This window comes from Bacteroides sp. RTP21281st1_H5_RTP21281_210402 (assembly GCF_040918965.1).
GTDB lineage: Bacteria > Bacteroidota > Bacteroidia > Bacteroidales > Bacteroidaceae > Bacteroides > Bacteroides congonensis.
This window is the reverse complement of sequence record NZ_JBCOWR010000015.1, coordinates 43,040-63,050: the sequence shown is the minus strand read 5'-3', so window position 1 is coordinate 63,050 and position 20,011 is coordinate 43,040. Positions and strand designations below refer to the sequence as shown.

At 43.9% G+C, this 20,011-nt stretch carries 9 protein-coding genes; 1 reads left to right on the top strand and 8 read right to left on the bottom strand.

Going from position 1 to position 20,011, the window contains the following annotated elements; genetic code table 11:
- Nucleotides 1–42: 42 nt before the first annotated feature.
- The 8 genes from bglX to AB5443_RS19575 all read right to left on the bottom strand — a co-directional run bounded on the left by bglX (nucleotide 43) and on the right by AB5443_RS19575 (nucleotide 17,631).
- Nucleotides 43–2,376: a beta-glucosidase BglX gene (gene bglX / locus AB5443_RS19610; protein WP_368119628.1), complete on the bottom strand. Its 2,334-nt coding sequence runs from the start codon at nucleotides 2,374–2,376 to the stop codon at nucleotides 43–45.
- 164 nt (nucleotides 2,377–2,540) lie between these two features.
- The gene (locus AB5443_RS19605) at nucleotides 2,541–3,629 is read right to left on the bottom strand and encodes a DUF4959 domain-containing protein (protein ID WP_368114199.1); all 1,089 of its coding nucleotides are present in this window, start codon (nucleotides 3,627–3,629) and stop codon (nucleotides 2,541–2,543) included.
- Between the two features lie 30 nt (nucleotides 3,630–3,659).
- Complete coding sequence (locus tag AB5443_RS19600; protein ID WP_368114198.1) at nucleotides 3,660–5,477, bottom strand: RagB/SusD family nutrient uptake outer membrane protein; 1,818 nt, start codon at nucleotides 5,475–5,477, stop codon at nucleotides 3,660–3,662.
- 12 nt (nucleotides 5,478–5,489) lie between these two features.
- Nucleotides 5,490–8,351, bottom strand: a complete 2,862-nt coding sequence (locus AB5443_RS19595) for a SusC/RagA family TonB-linked outer membrane protein (protein ID WP_368114197.1) — start codon at nucleotides 8,349–8,351, stop codon at nucleotides 5,490–5,492.
- A 28-nt stretch (nucleotides 8,352–8,379) separates the two neighbouring features.
- Nucleotides 8,380–10,224, bottom strand: coding sequence for a RagB/SusD family nutrient uptake outer membrane protein (locus tag AB5443_RS19590; protein ID WP_195408436.1), 1,845 nt, complete (start codon nucleotides 10,222–10,224; stop codon nucleotides 8,380–8,382).
- Nucleotides 10,225–10,244: 20 nt separating this feature from the next.
- Nucleotides 10,245–13,481, bottom strand: a complete 3,237-nt coding sequence (locus tag AB5443_RS19585; protein WP_368114196.1) for a SusC/RagA family TonB-linked outer membrane protein — start codon at nucleotides 13,479–13,481, stop codon at nucleotides 10,245–10,247.
- Nucleotides 13,482–13,514: 33 nt separating this feature from the next.
- Nucleotides 13,515–15,752: a DUF5722 domain-containing protein gene (locus AB5443_RS19580; protein ID WP_195408435.1), complete on the bottom strand. Its 2,238-nt coding sequence runs from the start codon at nucleotides 15,750–15,752 to the stop codon at nucleotides 13,515–13,517.
- Nucleotides 15,753–15,846: 94 nt separating this feature from the next.
- The gene (locus tag AB5443_RS19575) at nucleotides 15,847–17,631 is read right to left on the bottom strand and encodes a hypothetical protein (protein WP_195408434.1); all 1,785 of its coding nucleotides are present in this window, start codon (nucleotides 17,629–17,631) and stop codon (nucleotides 15,847–15,849) included.
- Between the two features lie 718 nt (nucleotides 17,632–18,349).
- On the opposite strand from AB5443_RS19575, the gene AB5443_RS19570 reads away from it, so the two are divergent.
- Nucleotides 18,350–19,660, top strand: coding sequence for a glycoside hydrolase family 28 protein (locus AB5443_RS19570; protein ID WP_368114232.1), 1,311 nt, complete (start codon nucleotides 18,350–18,352; stop codon nucleotides 19,658–19,660).
- Nucleotides 19,661–20,011 lie beyond the last annotated feature (351 nt).

Sequence of the window (20,011 nt, the reverse complement as noted above, 5' to 3'; positions counted from 1 at the left end):
GATTCTAAGTAATGCTTATGTTAGTTTAGTAGCACTGAATTGTCAGTTGTTGGCACTCAATGTAAAGCGGCGGCGTTCCACACGTTGGCTGTCGGGGCCTACCATCACTTCAAAATCCCCCGGTTCGCAAACGTATTGCAACTCCGAATTGTAGAACTTGAGCAGTTCCGAGGTGAGAGTGAAAGTCACTTTCTTCGATTCCCCTTTCTTCAAATGGATACGTTGGAAACCTTTCAGCTGTTTCAGCGGACGGGAGACACTTCCTACCAGGTCGCGGATATACAACTGTACGATTTCATCCCCGTCACAATCTCCGGTATTCTTCACGGTAACGGATACTTGAATGTTTCCTTGTTCCGTCATGCGGTCGGCACTCAGGGTCATGGGCGAGTATTCGTAGGTGGTATAGGACAGACCGTAACCGAACGGATAGAGCGGTGTATTGGGCACATCCAGATAAGCACTCGTGAACTTGACAAATTTACTGCCTTCCGCCAACGGCCGGCCGGTGGGCAGTTCGTCATAGTGGATAGGGATTTGTCCTACATTGCGCGGGAAGGAAGCCGTCAGCTTGCCCGAAGGATTGACATCGCCGAACAGGACATCGGCAATAGCATCGCCCGCCTCACTGCCCGGGAACCAGACGTTGAGGATGGCGGGCACGTGTTCCGTCTCCCAGTCCATCACCACGGGGCGTCCCGTGAAGTAAACCAGTACCACCGGTTTGCCCGTCTTCAGCAAGCGTTCGAGCAGAGCCCGCTGGGATGCAGGCAGGGTCAGTTCCGAACGGCTGCTGCTCTCACCGCTCATCATCTCGTGCTCGCCGAGGAAAGCGACGACGACATCAGACTCTCCGGCAATGCGGACAGCCTCATCCGCCTCTTCCGGTGTGCCGGGCTGCCACTTGAAGCCTTTTCCTTTATCGCGCAGATAATTCTGTATTTGTTCTTCGTTAGCGCCATCTTCAAAGCCACAACCGCGAGCGTAAAGAAGCTCTACCTTCTCTCCCACAGTCTTGCGGAATGCTTCCAGAATAGTAGTATATTTTTCATTGGCACCCGACGGACTCCAAGTCCCCTGAATTTCTTTCCTGTCATTCAGGAAAGGTCCGATAAGCGCTACCTTTCCTTCTTTCTTCAACGGAAGAAGCTGGTTTTCATTTTTCATCAGCACAAATGTTTCTGTCGCCAGTTGGCGTGCAAAATCACGATGTTTCTGTATATAAACCTCTTTATCAGGACGGGATACATCACAATATTTATAAGGATCTTTAAAAAGACCAAGTTTATATTTGGCCTCCAATATGCGGCGACAAGCTTTATTAATCTGTTCTTCCGACACACGCCCCTCTGCCACAGACTTTTCGAGAGTACGCATAAATGCTTCCGACCCCAAGTCCATGTCCAATCCGGCATTTACAGCCAAAGCAGCCACTTCCTGCGTATTTCCCATACCATGAGCACACATCTCTTGAACGGAACTGGCGTCACTCACGACAAAACCGTCAAATCCCCAATCGTTGCGAAGCAGTTCGGTGAGCAGCCATTTGTTACCGGTAGCCGGTATACCGTCCACTACGTTGAAGGCACTCATCACAGAACCTACACCGGCATCGATGGCAGCCTTATAAGGCGGCATATATTCATTATACATGCGCAGGCGACTCATATCCGCCGTATTGTAATCACGACCTGCATCCGAAGCCCCATACAAGGCAAAGTGCTTGACACATGCCATCACTTCGTCCCTTCTCCGGTAGGTATTGTCCCCCTGATATCCTTTCACCATGGCTTCCGCAATCCGCGAACCTAAGAATACATCTTCGCCCGAACCTTCGGACATACGTCCCCAGCGGGCATCCCGGCAAATATCCACCATGGGCGAATAAGTCCAGCAGATACCATCGGCACTTGCCTCGATAGCGGCAATACGTGCCGATTTCTCAATCTTTTCCAGGTCCCAACTGCACGATACTCCCAACGGAATAGGGAATACCGTCTCGTAACCATGAATGACATCTTTTCCGAAAATCACCGGAATTCCCAAACGGGATTCTTTCACTGCAACTTCCTGTATACTGCGAATATAAGAAACTCCTTTCAAGCTGAGAATCCCGCCTACTTCTCCTTTCCGGATTCGTTCGGCAATATTGCTACGCACCACCGGACCAGTATAGACGTCTCCTGCACCACAAAGGTTTAATTGTCCGATTTTCTCGTGAAGTGTCATCTTCGACATCAATTCATCAATAAAGCGGTCCATCTTCGTATCCGAAGAAGACGCAGCCGACAAGGTTTCTCCACATAAGAACCCCGCCAATAAAACAACTATGATTTTCTGTAAAATATTCATTCCTTTGATTTTTATTTCTTTCATAATATAACTCCCGCATAGCGGGACATAATTCCATGTAATTTGTCTCTATATAAACAGCATAGTGTCCCTATACAGACACTGTAGTGCAGATATAGAGACACTACGGTTTCTATATAGGGACACTGGGGATATGGCAATACACCTGCCATGTCAACCGTTATCGTTTATTTCGGCCGCATATACATATTTCTGAAGTCGATCGTATATTCACTGATTGGCAGTTCCTTCTCCTGCCAGATTAAGATTCGGAATGTATTGCCTGCATTTCCCCACTTGGTTTCTTCCAGGGCTTTTTGTATATCAAGCGTAATGGTAGTCCATTGGTCTGTAGCCGGCAGATTCCAATCATAATCGTATCTCTTACCAGTATCCGTCATAAACATAAGCTGTGTACGAGCAAGTATTGAACTTTTATATTGAAAAACCAGCATCATATCAGTGCGTCTCAAACTTTGCTCCATAGGCACAGACAAGATAAAACGCTCTGCAGCATTATAATCAAACACATATCGATATGCATTATCCTCTCCTTCTATCGGAGTCATGCTCTTGATACCGTACGATTTTTCCAGATTAGGTTCTATCAAGATAACATCCCGAGGATCAACAATAGGAGACGCCTCATATGTGCTTTCATCCGTCATCGTCCCATCCGCTACATTCTCAGCACGAACAATGAAAGTCGTCTTTCCAACCAAGTCTGTTATGGAATAATCTCCTGTGAAAGTCGCATCTACTTCCTCTTCCATATACATTCCCAACCCATTCGTGTAAGAGAGATGCAATGTCACACCTATTTCTGTTTCGTTCACCCAGAAGAGACGCGCACCGGCTTCCTTAGGCTCAAACTGCACCGATTCCATTACGTATGCAGCAGCTCCCGACCTATCGTCCGGCGTACCTTTTACAACGACCGGAACGGAAGAAGCTCCGCTATAGCCATGAGTAGTCAACGTAAACTCATATTCATTAGTGTCCGTGAATCCGCCTACAAACGTTGTTGTAGTATGGTCCGGACTCCCGCTAAACCGACTGACTTTCTTATTCACCGTCCGCCCGTCAGCGGTTTTATAGGAAATCAACGTGTAATACCAATCCTCACTCGCCGGATTTTTCCACTTCATCTGAACCGAACCGACGAAAGGGCTACACTCCACCTCTGTCACAGGCTCTATCACTCCCTTGACATCATCGTCATTACAGGCAGATGCGAGGAACAGAAACCCTGTTAAAAATAAAATATATTTCTTCATTATCTTTCTTAATTAAAAACATGTATCAAGTTACCAACCGGGATTCTGCCAGGTCACACCGGTCACTTCTTCCATCTTGTCCACTTCGGACCGGTTGATGGGGAACATCAGATACTTATCTGTATTCGTGCCGCGTTGTGCCAACTTAATGCGCTCATACTTCAAAGTTCCGGATAAACCGCTTGTTATCTTCATTCCGGTTACAAAATCATCTGTTTCTTTCAGAATCTTCCAACGACGTACATCAAAGAAACGGTGTTCTTCAAATGCAAGCTCTACACGGCGCTCATTTCTGTAACGCTTACCGAATACCTCTTTCGACAATCCACGCGGCAGTTCGGGCATACCTGCACGCGAACGGATGGCATTAACCGCTGCACGAGCAGTCATAGAACTGCCACCAACCGTTGACTTCACCAGTACATCGGGGCCTTTGGCCTGATAAGCCGCTTCCGCAAAATTCAAATAAAGTTCCGCCAAACGGAAAATACGGATAAAGCCATCTCCTGCAATCTCATTACCCGAACGATAATTATTGAATTTTCTCAAATAATAACCGGTACGTGTATAGCGGATATCTGTCACATCGTCAGAAATACCGCAATTTCCTCCCACATAAGTATCTACCGTCTCTGTACGGCTATCCAAATACCGTCTCACTCCGTTGTAATAAACAGATGCATAGAATCGCGGGTCGCGGTTGGCATACGGATTATTCTCTCTATACATCAGATTGTTCTTATTATAATTGGGTTCCAGATGGTCAGCATCCTTATAAGGCTGGTCTAAGTCCAGCACAGGTTCTCCGTCAATCGTTTCATAAGCATCCACCAGTTCTTGCGACGGTCCCGCACCTGCCCTTTCCATACCGGGAGTGATGGGAGTACCTGCATATTTCCACACGTTTGTTTGGGCAGACGATTCGAAAATCGTCTCCTTATCCAAGGAACGGCTGGGATCTGAACGCGTAAAGTGGTAATAAGCATATGCATTCTGCGCTACGTCAGCCGACGGTTGGGTGGCATACAGTTTGAATCCATGCTTCAGGCATTGGTCCAGCGCCTCTTTCGTGATTTCCATAGCTTTCTCCCACGTATAAGCGCCGGTTCCATCCTTCCACAATGGGCTGGCAGCATACAAAGCGGTCTGTGACATCACAGCGTAGGCAAAGGCACGCGTGATTTCTCCACGTTCCGTATCATTGATATCCCAACGGAAACCAAATGTAACGGCACCGCTCAATTCCTCTGTAGCCAATGCTCTGCGGCATTCGCTGATGATAAAATCGGCACACTCTTCAAACGTAGCCCGACGGTCAACCGAATAATCATGGCCTGTTCCGTAAGGTACCGTCACCAACGGCACACCACCGTAACGTTTGATTAATTGCAGGTAGTAAAAAGCACGCGCCACCCGCACCTGGGCAATCCAACCGTTTTTTTCTCCTTCACGGAAACTGTAAGTAGCCACTTCCGGGTCATTGATATACAGCAGAAACGTATTGCAATGGCGGATAGCCTCATACAATGAACCCCAGGGGCTCGCTATCGGGAAGTAACTGGCGGTTGCATATCCTTTATACCAATCTGAAACAGCACCGTCGGCACAATCACTGGCATCATGCGCTTCATCACAGAAAGAGGCCAAAGCGGTACCGCCATAGGATGTCATACTGATGTTCGGTATCTTTTTTATACACCCGTTAAAATAACTCCTTGTACGACCGTAATGCCTGAAGATATCCTCATACGTCACACGTCCGTCCGAACGGACGTCCAGGTCGGCGCAAGACACGCCTCCCAATACACATCCGACAAGCATTAATAGTTTTAATATATTGTTTATCATATCATGCTACTGTTAAAAGGTTAAACTGACTCCGATGTTATACACCCTGTAAGGTTGGAAATCCCCCATCGTTCCTATTTCCGGGTCGATATACTTGGAACGCATCTTGTCGAAGGTAAGCAAATTCTGCCCGCTCAACGAGAAACGGATGTTTTCCGCACATATCTTTCTGGAGATATGTTTGGGCAGCGTATAAGCAATCTCCATATTCTTCAAGCGCAAATAGGACGCATTCCATACAAAGAAGCTGTTCGCCACATGATTGGTAGATTCATTCAACGACAAGGCGGGATATTCTATCTTTTCCCCATTATTCCAGCGTTCCTGGGTCCAGGCATGTTGATGAATATCATTGAATACGCCCTGATAAGCATGTTCATAAACTCCTATGCCGCTCGCTACGGTGGACACCTTGTTTACGCCCTGGAACAGCAGGCTGACTTCCAAGTTCTTATATTTGAATCCGGCGGTCAGATTGTAACTCTGACGAGGGATTCTCGAATAACCGATAGGGGCTATGTCTTTTTCATCAATCACCTTATCACCGTTCAAATCCTGATAAATGAAGTCTCCCAGGCGGGGAGTGCCAAAAGCATAAGTCAAGCCGCTCGCCTCCAGCTCCTCTTTAAAGTTGAACATTCCGTTACCATTGCTATAGTCGATAAGATACCCCCATACCTGTCCGGATGTATATCCTTCCGTACGGAATCTGTAAGCATAATCGGAAGCATAGGGAGATTCGTTGACGCTGATTACTTTATTCTTATTGAAGCTGAACGAACCGCCTACATGAAATGACCAGTCGTCATTGAGACGCTTCTCATACATGGCTTCAATCTCATAACCGTAATTTTCCATTTTTCCCCCGTTGGTTTTCGGATAATAGTTGAGAGGTACGCCCTGGTATTGAGGAATCGTGCCGGAACTACTTACCAACATATTGTCGCAACGTGACTTATACCAGTCCAATGAGACGCTCAGCTCGTCAAACAGCCCCAATTCTATCCCATAGTTCTGTTTTTTCATCTTCTCAGCCGACAGGCCTGGATTCCCTTTCAGTCCCTCATTACCGTTTATGTCGATATTGTCAAGATAAAGATAACGTGCACCACCGAACTGGTCGTTTGCCGTAATACCATACGAAGCCCTCAACTTCAAATAGCTCAACCACTCTATATCCTTCATGAACGCCTCGTCCGAAACAATCCATGCTCCCGAAATGGCAGGGGTTGCCACATAGCGTTTGTCCGGGTGAAACTGTTCCGAACCGGAATAGCCTACGTCCGCCTTGATGAAATAACGGTTCTTGTATCCATATGTAGCAGTCGCTCCCATACTTTCACGTTTATAAGGCAGATTACTCTTCTGGAGCTCCTGCTTTTGATAAAAGATATACCCCATCGCATCAATGCTATGGTCACCGAACGTACGGTTATAATTGGCATGTGCGTATAAATTCAGGTTATAATCCATCGTAGACGATTTAGAGTATTTCAACGGAGAATTGAGTGAAGAACCTTTCTTAGTGAAATACAGTCCACTCATATCTTTGGTACGGATATAGCGTTCGAAATCCTGTGTTGTCAGGGTCTGATTCAATGTGCTGGTCTGATAAGCCATCAGCCCCCCGATTGAAAGTCCTTTTGTTAGAAAGCCCAGATCCATATTTAACCCCGCCTGTGCCGTAATATTGACATATAGATTTTGAATATATCCCGAACGATTCAACATTCCATATACCGGAGTCCCTTCATCATCATGCGTTATCACCTGCCCGCCGTTTTCGTATTCATCCCCGCTTGGAGTCAACGGACCATACATGGTAGGAGGCAAAGTGAACAAATGGTCATAAACAGCAGCATTGGAATATCCGGTCATTTTCTCATTCTTCACATTCCCCGCCAACCGAAGGAAGCCTTTCAAATAGGAAGTAAACTTCACGTCGACATTGGAACGGAAATTGAACCAGTCATTCTTGGGTTCCGGGTTGTATTGGGAACCAGGTTCTTCTGTCGTTTTAAACGGGGATTGCTGATGCATGTAATTGACATTGGAAAAATATTGAACTTTCTCACTACCGCCGCGAACAGTCACTCCCGCGCGGGACATGAATGTCAACGGACGGACAAACATGTCATACCAGTTATTATTCGGATACAATTCATTGCCTCCGGCATGAAACTGTTCCACATCCGACGGGGAGAACTGTGAATACTTGCCCAATCCGTCATTGCAGCCTGCTTGATTCCGCAGATCCACATACTCGCCCGAATTAACGAAAAGAGGTCTGCGTGTCATTTGCTGAAGCGACTGGTCGAAGGTGACCGTAACATCCGTCTTTCCCACACGACCTCGTTTGGTCTTGATGGAAATTACACCATTGGCACCCTGAATCCCATATAGTGAAAGCACAGCGGCATCTTTCAGCATTGTGACGGATTCTATTTCATCCGGTGACAAATACACATAGTTCGTATTAGGACATAACACACCGTCCAGAATCACCATCGGTGTTGTCCCGTTGACAGTAGAAAGTCCGCGAATCCACCACGACATTCCCATTGTTTCTGTAGAAAATCCGCCCCTTGACAATTCCGCATCCGTCTCCCGGGTTGTCAAACCGCTAAAACGTCCCGCAAAGGTCTTGGGCAGACTTGCATCCGGACTCTTTCTCAATTCCGTACCGGATACACTCGACACTGCTCCTGTGACAGCCCTCTTGGGCAAAGTGAGATATCCCAAATCGATAACTTCCTCCTCATCCGAGGTACGGACAGCAGAAGAGGTGGCTTCCTGTCCCCAGCTTGCCGTTGAGGGAACCATCAGGCAAGCAAAAACAGCCCATACGGATATTTTATTCTTAATATTATTCATTCTATTGTTTTTTCAAATTATACTAATGTTACCATCCCGGATTTTGCCAACTTTCTCCGGTCACAGCCTCCAAACGAGCTGCCTCCACAACCGGAACCGGCAACAGTAAATCACGCGTTTCGCATCCGCCACGCGGATTTTGTGAGATGCTATAGCGTTCGTACTTGAATGTGCCGTCAGACTGCTTAATCGGTTCCATACCGGTCAGCCATTGGCAACTTTCCGACAGGTCGCCATCCGGTTGTTGCCAGCGGCGCAAGTCGAAATAACGGCATTCTTCCCATGCCAGTTCCACCTGACGTTCATTACGCACACGCAGAATCATTTCTTTCTGTGACAAACCGGCCGGCAATTTCGGCATCCCCACACGTGCTCTGATTTCATCCACTGCATCCTTTGCGTCAGTCAAATGTCCTGCTTCCGCAGCTGCTTCCGCATAATCCAATATGATTTCTGCCAAGCGGAAAAATTTCCATGCAGGTGTCTGTATACCATTCTGTTTGCATGCGCCCGGCTGAACGAATTTGCAGTGATAGTATCCGGTACGCGTATTATACACTTGACCGGGATTCAAATTAATCTCATTGTATCCCCCTTTGTAAGTCTGCACCGTTTTAGTCTCCCCGCTCCAGACAAAAGTGGAACCGTTGTGCATCAACGTCTCTTCCATACGCGGGTCGCGGTTGGCAAAAGGGTCATCAGGATTATACTGTGTATTTCGGGAGTTGTAGTTCGGTAGCAGGTGTTTTTCATCGTTGTAAGGGTTTTCCAGATTCAAAACCGGTTCACCGTCAAGCGTATTAAAAGCATCCACCAACTCCTGAGTCGGACAGGCACCACAAGCATACGTACCGTCAATACCATTCATACCTTTACTTCCGATATAACCGATATGCCATACGAAACAGGTATGTCCGACGTGTTGCCAGATAGTTTCCTTGTCTCTCGGTTCCGCCACATAATCAGCTGCCGTATTAAACAACTGGCGAAAAGCGGCCGCTTTTCCCGTGCCATAAGTAGTAGGGTTCGTACATTCTTTAAACAATTCATATCCGTTGTTTTTCAATGCGTTCACAGCATCGCGATTCACGATATAGGCTTCTTCCCAATGATTCATGCCTTCGTTGAACAACGGACTTGCAGCGAACAGCATCATTTTTGACTTAATGGCCCAGGCAACCGCCTTTGTCATCCGCAATCCTTCCGATGCTGTAGTGATTCGCCACGGAAGATTATCCGAATAAATAGCTGCATCGCAATCTTCCTCAATAAACTTCACCACATCATATACCGATTCACGTCTCATGCCCGAAAAATCCGCATCAAAAGCAATCGACTCTCTAACGACGGGCACCTTGCCAAACCATTTCACCAATTCTGAATAAAAATAAGCTCGCAACACATGCGCTTCGGCACGAAAACGGTCACGGTCTATTTCACTGTTTACCGCTGCATCATCAATATTTTCTATAAACTGTGTACACAAGCGAATCTGTTGCCAATAACGTGCCCAATAATTATTGGTACACCAAGTGTTTTTCTGACTATCATCCAGCCATGCATCTCTCACCGGATGATCCGAAGCGGAAACTTGACCGCGATATACTTTTGGAGCAGCACCACTGCCTCCATCTCCGGAAGTCCATGCGTCATCACTGAGAGAAACCGGTGCCGGATCCCATCCCCAATAGAAATATCCCTTTCTCGGAAGGTGGTTATAGCAAGTATTCAAAAAGGCTCCTACCTTGGTCGGATCAGCAAAAATATCTTTCATCGACAACCTGCCGTCAGGTGCCGTATCAAGCACATCGGCACACGAACACAAACCGCCCAACACGATAAAAGAGGAGATAATACAATATTTTAATTTCATAATATTTGTCTTTTCAACTGTTAAAATACAACATTCAGACCGAAATTCACCATCTTGGTCAACGGATAGTTCACCTCCCAGCTCTGTTCCGGGTCAATGGCATTCACCTTAATCTTCTTCCACGTAAGCAGGTTGTTTCCATTGATATAGACACGTACTTTAGAAAGGCTAACCTTTTGCAGCCAATGCTTGGGCAGACTATAACCCAACTCCACATTCTTCAAACGCAGGAAATTACGGTCCATGATAAAGAAGTCATTCGCCACATGACTGACACCGGTCGATGCCGCCAACGCCGGATACTCTATGCGTTCTCCGTTAGCATAGCGTTCTTGTGTCCATGCATGTTTATGCCAATTGCTATATACACCCTCACTGGCAAATTCCGTAGCCCTCCAAGAATTGTAAAGACGAGAACATTTGGCAATGCCTGAAAAATGGAAGGAGAAGTCAAGACCTTTCCAATCTACCGAACCGGAGAAACCATATGATATACGTGGCACATTGGAATATTTGATAGGTGCCATATCCTTCTCACTGATTTCCCCGTCACCATTCAAATCCTGATATAAGAAGTCACCCAAACGGGGCGTTCCGATTTTATACATTTTCTTTGCTTTCTCCAATTCTTCAGGAGTATTGATGAAGCCATTTCCATTACTATAATCAATCTTATATCCGAATAACTGTCCGATGCTATAGCCGGTTTTACGATAACGATATGCATAATCTTCGGAGTAAATAGCTTCATCCATGTTGCGTTGCTTGTTCTCGTTGTAGGCAAAATTCCCTTTGAAAGAGAATGAGATTCCCGAATCCAGACGTTTCTGATAGCCTGCTTCTATTTCAAATCCCTGATTGTCTACTACTCCCATATTCACTTTAGGTAGGTCCGCAGTTGATATGCCCAAAACTTCCGGCACGGTCCCGCGGGAAATCAGGATATCCTCCCGTTTTTCTTTAAAGTAGTCGACAGAAAGAGAGAAATCGTGGAACAATTTCAAATCAATTCCATAGTTTTGCTTATAAGCTACTTCCCATGTAATATTCCTATTTCCAAATTTTCCTATCGAAATAGACTGACCACGTCCCAATGAAGATATCTGTCCACCAGTGACGGAAATATTATCCAAATAAAGGAAGCGGTCATTGCCTAATTTGTCATTACCAACCTTACCATAAGAAGCACGCAACTTCAAATGGGTAAGCACAGGGTTGTCACGCAAGAAAGCTTCATTGCTGGCTACCCATCCTGCTGAAAACGCAGGGAAGAACCCAAAACGTTGTCCTTTGGCGAACTGTTCGGAACCGTTGTAACCTACATTGACCTCAGCCAGATAACGGCTGTCATAAGCGTAAGTGGCGCGAGCGGAAAGTCCTAACATATTGTAAGGCAAATCCGCATTTGCCTTCTGCCAGTTGTCACGCTGAAACAATGCCATGGCAGACACGTCGTGCTTCTCAAACTGGCGGGCATAATTGATAGAATATTGCAGGTTCAAGTAGTAGTTGGAAGCATTCGAACGGGTAGGAGCACCCAGCACATCTTGTTTGTCAACTTCTATTGCCTGATAATAAGACTTTTCATCGGGTGACTGTGCCGGATAAGCACGATAAACATCAAATACGCGGCGGGCAGTCAAAGTTGTGGAAGAAGCTGCATCAAAAGCTACCATAAACTTCGTGCTCAATCCCTTCGTAATAAAATCAAGCCCCCAGTCTATCGCCAAGGAAGAGTTCAAATTCATATTGGTCACCTCCTGATAGCCGCGACGGTTTAACTCTCCCCACTTGTTGTTCTTGATGTCTGTATTAAAATTAGAACCTACTATCTGGTTGGCAGGAATCTCCGCCCCTGTATCCGTTGTATACCCCGGCATGGTAACCGGTCCCGGTGTAGTAGGCGGAGTTGCCCATGCATGCGCAACCATATCTGCAATCATTGAATTCAAATTCCCATTATATAAATCCTGACATTGCGGTGTATTGGACTGTTGAAGATAAGAAGCCAGATTCAATGACAATTTCAAATTGGAAGCCAATTTATAATCGACATTAGACCGAAAATTATAACGGTTCATTTTATAACTGGGATCATATCCCAATGCCTTGGGCGATTCAGTCTTAAATTGTCCGCTTTGTCCTATATAACCGACATTGATGAAATAGTTGATTTTCTCCGTACCTCCATTCATATTGACGTTCACCCGGGTTTGCGGCGCCCACTTCTTGAAGAACTCTGACATAATGTCGCGGTCAGGAAAGAAAACAGGATCCTCTCCGCTTTTATACATGTCAATCATATAAGCATTATAAGGCGCATCCTTGCCATCATTCGTGAAAGCTTGATTTCGTAGTTCTGCATACTCCCAAGAGTGGATACGGTCCATTGATACCGTAAATTGCTGCAAACTATGGTCTACAGAAATACTCAATTCTGTTTTGCCTACCTCTCCACGACGAGTGGTAATCAGTATCACACCGTTGGCGCCACGTACACCGAACACTGCGGTAGCAGAAGCATCTTTCAGTACGGTAACGGATTCCACTTCATTGGGGTCGAGCGTAGCAATACCGTCGCGGGGAACACCGTCAATCAGAATCAGCGGATTCACCCCGTTGGTGGTACTGGCACCACGCAAATAAAGTGTTACGTCATCTCCACCGGGACGCCCGGAAGTCTGCATCGTGGCCAATCCCGGCAAACGTCCTGACAATGCAGCCGCCAAGTTTGCCTGAGAGCTTTTGAGCAAATCTTCCGTTTGGATAGAAGCAACGGAACCGGTCACAGAGATTTTCTTCTGCGAACCGTAGCCTACCACCACCACTTCTTCCAACGTTTTGGCATCTTCCTGCAAGGTGACGGTCACAAAATCGCGTCCTTTCGTGAAAACCTCCTTTTTTACATAGCCGATATAGGATACTTCTATGACGGCATCCTGCTTTACCCGCAGTTTGAACGTACCTTCCAAATCGGTAATCACCCCATTGGCATATACACCTTTTTCTATAATGTTGGCACCGATGATAGGTTCTCCATTGGTATCAACTACTTTCCCGGTCAACATTTTCTTCTGTACCGCTTGTTCTGGCGCATACGCTAGAACAGTGGGGGCTTCCGCTCCAGTTGCCGAAAATACATCCGACAAACAAAATGGAGCGGAAATCATGAACAACAGACACAAGCCAACCTTGACAACCTGTCTGGACTGCCAAATCTTCGAGATATCCCGGTTGAACCTTTGATTTATTCTCATAATGTTATTCTTTATTATTTTGTAATAGTTTGATTAGTCGGACACACTGTGAATGATATCCTCCCACTTGCTTACCCCGATAACGGGTAAGTATTGATCGAGTACTTTACTCTCATTTGCCGTTCCATATGCCTGATATACATACCACGACGGTTTCTTTCCCCACGGGTCGCCCGGATGATCTTTACGATAATGCAATCCTAAGTTCAGATTCCCTTCAACATTATTATCTGTCAACGCATGCCAAATCACTGTTTGGATGCCGGACAGCTGCTCTACCTTTTTCAAAGCGTATGCTGCGCAGGCTGCTTGTTCTTTCAAGCTCTGTTCAGTATAGGTCGATGTACTAGAACCATTCTCTGTCAACCAGATATTGCGTTGCTTCGTCCCTTTATACATATTCGCCGGTGTTTTAGCCCATTTATCCAATACTTCTAGATTCTTGAACGTCACCATACGAGTGTTCATTGAGAAAGTCGCATCCGGATCTTCCCATGTACGTGAGTTGAACTTCTGCGGATAAGAATGATAGCCCATTCCCCAATAGAAATCCCCCTCTTTGGCGCTAAGTTGGTTAAGTAAACCGAATATCTTCTTTACTGCATATTCCGCACGAATGCCGGGGGTAATTACTTCACGAGTCCACGACTGCGTTACGGGCACCAATATCTGTACATGCGGATTGTATTGACGGATAATATTATGACCGATACGAATTGATTTCGTAAAATAATCCACGTAATATTCCAATGGCTTGTAGCCGATATTATTCCAGTTAGCAGGGTCGTCGATTTCATTGTGCAGTACATAACGATGAATGCGCCCGTGCGTACCGTCCGAATAGCGCGATGCCATAAAGTCAAGTGCCGCTGCCCAATAGTTTACACTTTTAGCTTCATCAAGGTTGACCATCGAATAAACCCCGTTTGTACCAGCAGGTTCAGAGAAATCGGGATGTTGGAAAAGCATACCCAAATCATGGTCGTAATTTCTGTAAGCACTGGCATCTTTCGACACTTCCGGACGAATGCAAATAACCGTAAACACAGCAATATTTCGTTTCTGGAATTCCAGAAGTCCCCTATCCATCTCCTCAAAATAACTCTTGCTGAAATAATAGTTCTTTCCCAAATATTGATGCGTAATCACCTGGTCGCCTACTTTGGCAGCATTCGCCTGGGTCTCCCACATGACGGCTGTCACAGGTATGCCTACCAGAACCGCTTTCAATCCTAACGCATCTACATCGTTCCAACCTGCCTGGCTACTTCTGTCAGCTTCTCCGCCTTTTGTCAGGTCACCGGAACAATCCGGCAACGAAGAGGCTTTAGAACGGTCTATCAAATCCGCATCCACATAGCGCCCGCACGATACCAATTCGTCTTTACCATTGACGGTCCGCACCAGCACGAACTTGGAGAGCAGGCGGTCATACTTATAACCATCATATTCCACCACACGGTCTAATGAAACGGTGAATGTTCCCGCTTTGATATCAGTCTTGCACTTCTTGAAATTTGTAAGCAGCAAAGCGTGCTCGTAAGGGGTGACTTCCGCCAAGCTACATGTACCGCTTCCGCTATACCGGCCTTCGATATTAACTTTATTAGAGGTCACTTCCACACGGGTGATTTCCGAAGAGAAAGAACGTTTCAGATATTCCGGAAGTTCTTTTGCTAATTTCTCTATACCATTCTTCTTCTCCTGTTCTGCTTCCCAAGCTTCTTTCTCCTCGCTATTCATTCCTCTCAGACGGACATTCCGCATATAAAGTTGTACCCCTACCGTACTTCCAAAATCCAAACGGAGATAATCCTGTATTCTTCCCCACGAGTATTTTTCTATAGCATCATACAGATTGCATGAATATGTGTCCCATTTGCTGGGCGATGCTTCAATTGCCCCATATTCTTCCATTCGGTCGCCGGACAAAGGATTGGCAAAAAATACCTGAAAGCCATTGATGGTTTTAGAAGCTTTGTATTCGAAAGTCAACACAACGGAATTTTCCGGATTCTTTTTATCCAGCGGCATAGTGCAGATATAAGGGTCTTTTCCTGTTGTTGTCAGTACGAATTCTCCTTTATTGTTTACGCTGACTTTAACGTCGTTCGTTTTATCTGCATTCAGTTTTAGTTCATTGACTGATGTTTCTTCTTCCGGTGCCGCGGGTTTTTCACCTTCTTCAGCCAAATCAGAATCACTGCTACAAGCACAGACTGCCCCAACGAATAGTAGCAGATAGAAAACGGATATATAAAATAACTTCATAAAAGAATTGATTAACAGCCGTTAAGCGGCTGTATGTTATATAAAAAATAATTCCTGAAAAACAATCTTTTACCTTTTCTCAACTAACAATACCTTATTTATCCTTTATTTCCAATTTAACATTTTTCAGTTCGATACCATTGAAACCGTACATTTCTGGACACTGAGGATTATCTACTACTCCATTCTGTCTCACTAATCTGAATCGAAAACGCATCTTGTAAGTAGACACCGACAGTCCCCATTGTTTTGCCTTAAGAACATCGGTTATATCCATCCGGATATTTCCCCAATCTCCCTTATACTCTATCGGCTGCATATCGATTGTATTACCATTATCTGCTATTCCTCCACCTCTGAGATAAGCTGTAAATTGCCAAGGATATTCAATCTTTCCAATGGATTTATAATCAAAGACCAGTTCTATTTTCTGATTGTCTGCTACCGTCAATGCTTGTGCCAATACATCAGTTTCAATAAAATGTTCTCCATGACCACCTCCTGCTGCGAAACTCAATGTATATTGCCCATCTTCAATTTTATCTATGGTTACATTAGCCTTTGTCGATGATTCAGAGAATATCAAAGCCAGAACATTCGGGTCTTCCGGCTCTATCGGAGCGGGCATATCACCAACTTGCAAATGAACGTCTTTGAGGTCTATTTCCTTAAAATCGTATTTTTCAGGATGTGCGGGGTCAGTGATTTCTGCGCTTCTCATCAGACGGAACCGCAAACGAATCTGCGGTGATACTGAAAGATCCTGTCCCCATTTATATGACTTCACCATACTGGTTAAGTCGTGACGATAAGTTGCCCATCCTTCACTGTCAGGATTAGCATTTGCCGATGCCTTCATATTTTGGCAGTCTACAACTGTTGCATTGAATATAGTCAGATCCTCATTTACCTGAAAGAAAGTCGTAAATTGCCATGGGTACTGAGTAGATGCTTTATACTTAAATACCAGTTCTACTTTCTGATTGTCTCCCACATTCAGCATCTTGGTCAATGGATCGGTAGCAAACATATGTTCGTTATGTGATTGTGTAGCATCGTAATGACGGTCAACGAACGTAATATGGTATTCATCACCGTTTCTCGTATATTCGATGCCATCCGCGCGTCCGAATTTATTTTCGAATGCAGTAGATGGACGATTCGATGAAAATGACAAAGGATACTTATTAGGATCCTCCGGTTCAACGGGCTCTACCTGCTCATCCGTTTTCTCCAGATAGATGTTTCTTATTTCAAACGTCACAGGAGCGCCAGTCTTCGTTGCCGGCTGAAGATAAAAACCAAGCCAATCGTCTACATTTCCCCACCGGTATTTTTCAATATCCTGAACCAGGCTTACGCTATACGGTGCCCATCCATCTTCATCCTTATCTACATCGGCTTCAATTTTTCCGAAATAGTTCATGTTCTCTTCACCGGAATATCCTATATTAAACTGTGCTATATCTTCGGTACATTTATATTCGAATGTCAGTTTTACTTTCTTATTAGCTAATGCATCTTTCAATCCGACGGTAGGAATATAATACTTGCTGCCGTCTGTGGTTTGAATACTCAACTGATACCCATTCGTTTCACCGGCAAGCTCCGTCAGTGAAATACCGCTTGACTTAGCTGCATCCAAGAACAGTGCCGTCCCGTCTCTTTGTGGTATATCCGGACCATTTGGATCATCAGGATCAACTGGAGTTTCTGGTTCCGGCTCCTTAACTAATTCCTTTTCGTCATCATCGCTGCACGCACCTAGCATACAAGCGAAAACAAATAATACGCCTAATGACATGAAACGCCACATAGGACTACTCATTGCTTTCTTTATACGAAGCAATTCTGCAATAAAAAAGTTTTTTGTTTCCATAAACAGGTTATTAAATAAAGTTAGTCAGTTTCAGATAAAAGATTCGCTATCACTAAACCTTCATACTTTTAGAAAAACATTTTAAAAAAGAAGTATAAATAACAAAGAGGGGAGAGAACAAGAAATCTTCCCAAGAATTTAAAAGTATTTTTCATTGTATCACACATCGTGTTGTAAGGTCAAATAATAATATCGAAATAAGTTTTTATATCATTAAAATATTAAGTTATATTTTAATATCTTATTTTACTGGCTTTTAGCCTCTTGATCCATTACTCCATAGGCTTTGTTTTAAGGTTTACTACTGTTTTTTCACTACTATTACTCTTTACTTCCACAAAGATAGTATTCTTTTTCAAAAGAAAACATAATCATTTTGATTGTAACACTATCATTATTGACACTTATCACTTTTATCATTTCTTTCAAATACTTGAATTTTCCTTAATAAGTAATTAACCTTCCCACCTTTTATATATTGGTTATATTAATTTAAGGAACGCGCGTACATAATTATAATATAGCAATAATCAACAATTTCATTTTGGTGCGGTTACCTTATAAATTATTTTCTTTTTTTGGAGAAAAAGCATAAAATCCGTATATTTGCAATATTCATTTTACACTCTATTCTCTTTATCTACAAACGGGCTTGGGTTTCGTTTACAGAAAGCAGGTACCGACTGAATGTATTTATTAACCCCAAATTAAATCAATGATGAGAATATTCATTGCATGTACAGCACTCTGTTGCTGCCTGCAAATGTTAGGACAGGAGACATTTCCTGATGGCAAACCGATTAGCAAATGGTTCAAAGAGACCCAAAATGTGAATCCAAAATCACTCGGTAAACAATATCGGATTACTGACTACGGAGTAATAAACGACAGTACCGTATTGCAAACCAAACAAATCCAGCAAGTAATTGATATGGCTGCAGAAAATGGTGGTGGAGTTGTTGTTGTTCCCCAAGGTACTTTTTTAAGTGGTTCACTATTCTTTAAACCGAAAACGCATCTGCATCTTGAAAAGAATGCTGTGTTGAAGGGCAGCGATGACATAAGTGACTTTCCGCTGCTGACCACCCGTATGGAAGGACAAACGCTGACATATTACGGAGCTTTAATCAATGCAGACGGGCTGGACGGATTTACCATTTCAGGAAAAGGTATGCTCAACGGCAATGGCTTCCGCTTTTGGAGAGCATTCTGGCTACGTCTGAAATGGAATCCGAAATGTACTAATATGGATGAACAAAGACCTCGTATCATTTATCTGTCCAATTGTAAAAATGTGCAGGTGGAAGGTATCAAAATAGCCAATTCGCCCTACTGGAGCACGCACTATTACAAATGCAATAATTTGAAACTTTTGAATCTTCACATTACTACTCCCCGTAAGCCTATGGAAGCCCCCAGCACAGATGCTGTAGACCTGGACGTCTGCAAAAATGTGCTGATAAAAAATTGCTATATGTCAGTATGCGATGATGCTGTATGCCTGAAAGGCGGCAAAGGGCCTTGGGCAGACCAGGATGCAAACAATGGCAGTAATGAAGATATTATTATTGAGAATTGTCAATACGGCTACTGCCATAGTGCCCTGACCTGTGGAAGTGAATCTGTACATAACCGAAATATTATCTTTCGCCACAGTACGGTAGACAAAGCATTAATTCTCCTGCATTTTAAGATGCGTCCCGACACTCCACAAAAATATGAGTATATCTTAGTAGAAAATATTAAAGGAAACGCAACAAGCTTTATAACCATTGCTCCATGGTCTCAATTTTATGATTTGAAAGACCGGAAAGATATTCCGCTTTCCTATGCCGAGAATATCACAATGCGCAACATTGATTTGAAATGCAATATTTTCTTCAATGTAAAACCGTCTAAACAATACCAACTATCAGATTTCTATTTCCAGAATCTACATATACAAGCAAAAGAAGGCGATATTGACAAAAGTATTATAAAATCTTTTATAACTAAAAATGTTACGATAAATTCACAAAAGGTAGAATAATAAAGACTAATCAGTATTCCTTTTATTTCTTCCTAAGAAATACTCAACATGGTTGAAATAGAAGGAATACTTTCAGCGACAGATTTAATATTAGAAATAACTATTGTAACTATGAGTCTAATTTTACCTGCTGAAAATTGTTTTATTATTAAATAATAAATCTGCTCATTTATTATCTGAAATTTTGTCATCACATTTATAACATTAATGTAACAAATCTATATTTATCTAATCCTAATATTAGGATTATTCCGAAACATAACTTTATATACGATTGAAGTCAGAATCCTCATAAGAATGAGATATTTGGTAATACCTGCAAAATATTATATTATACTTAATTCCCCTTTC

Bases quoted from the DNA above. Each gene is read 5' to 3' on its own strand.
- bglX (WP_368119628.1), bottom strand. From the start codon at position 2,376: ATGAAAGAAATAAAAATCAAAGGAATGAATATTTTACAGAAAATCATA.
- AB5443_RS19605 (WP_368114199.1), bottom strand. From the start codon at position 3,629: ATGAAGAAATATATTTTATTTTTAACAGGGTTTCTGTTCCTCGCATCT.
- AB5443_RS19600 (WP_368114198.1), bottom strand. From the start codon at position 5,477: ATGATAAACAATATATTAAAACTATTAATGCTTGTCGGATGTGTATTG.
- AB5443_RS19595 (WP_368114197.1), bottom strand. From the start codon at position 8,351: ATGAATAATATTAAGAATAAAATATCCGTATGGGCTGTTTTTGCTTGC.
- AB5443_RS19590 (WP_195408436.1), bottom strand. From the start codon at position 10,224: ATGAAATTAAAATATTGTATTATCTCCTCTTTTATCGTGTTGGGCGGT.
- AB5443_RS19585 (WP_368114196.1), bottom strand. From the start codon at position 13,481: ATGAGAATAAATCAAAGGTTCAACCGGGATATCTCGAAGATTTGGCAG.
- AB5443_RS19580 (WP_195408435.1), bottom strand. From the start codon at position 15,752: ATGAAGTTATTTTATATATCCGTTTTCTATCTGCTACTATTCGTTGGG.
- AB5443_RS19575 (WP_195408434.1), bottom strand. From the start codon at position 17,631: ATGGAAACAAAAAACTTTTTTATTGCAGAATTGCTTCGTATAAAGAAA.
- AB5443_RS19570 (WP_368114232.1), top strand. From the start codon at position 18,350: ATGAGAATATTCATTGCATGTACAGCACTCTGTTGCTGCCTGCAAATG.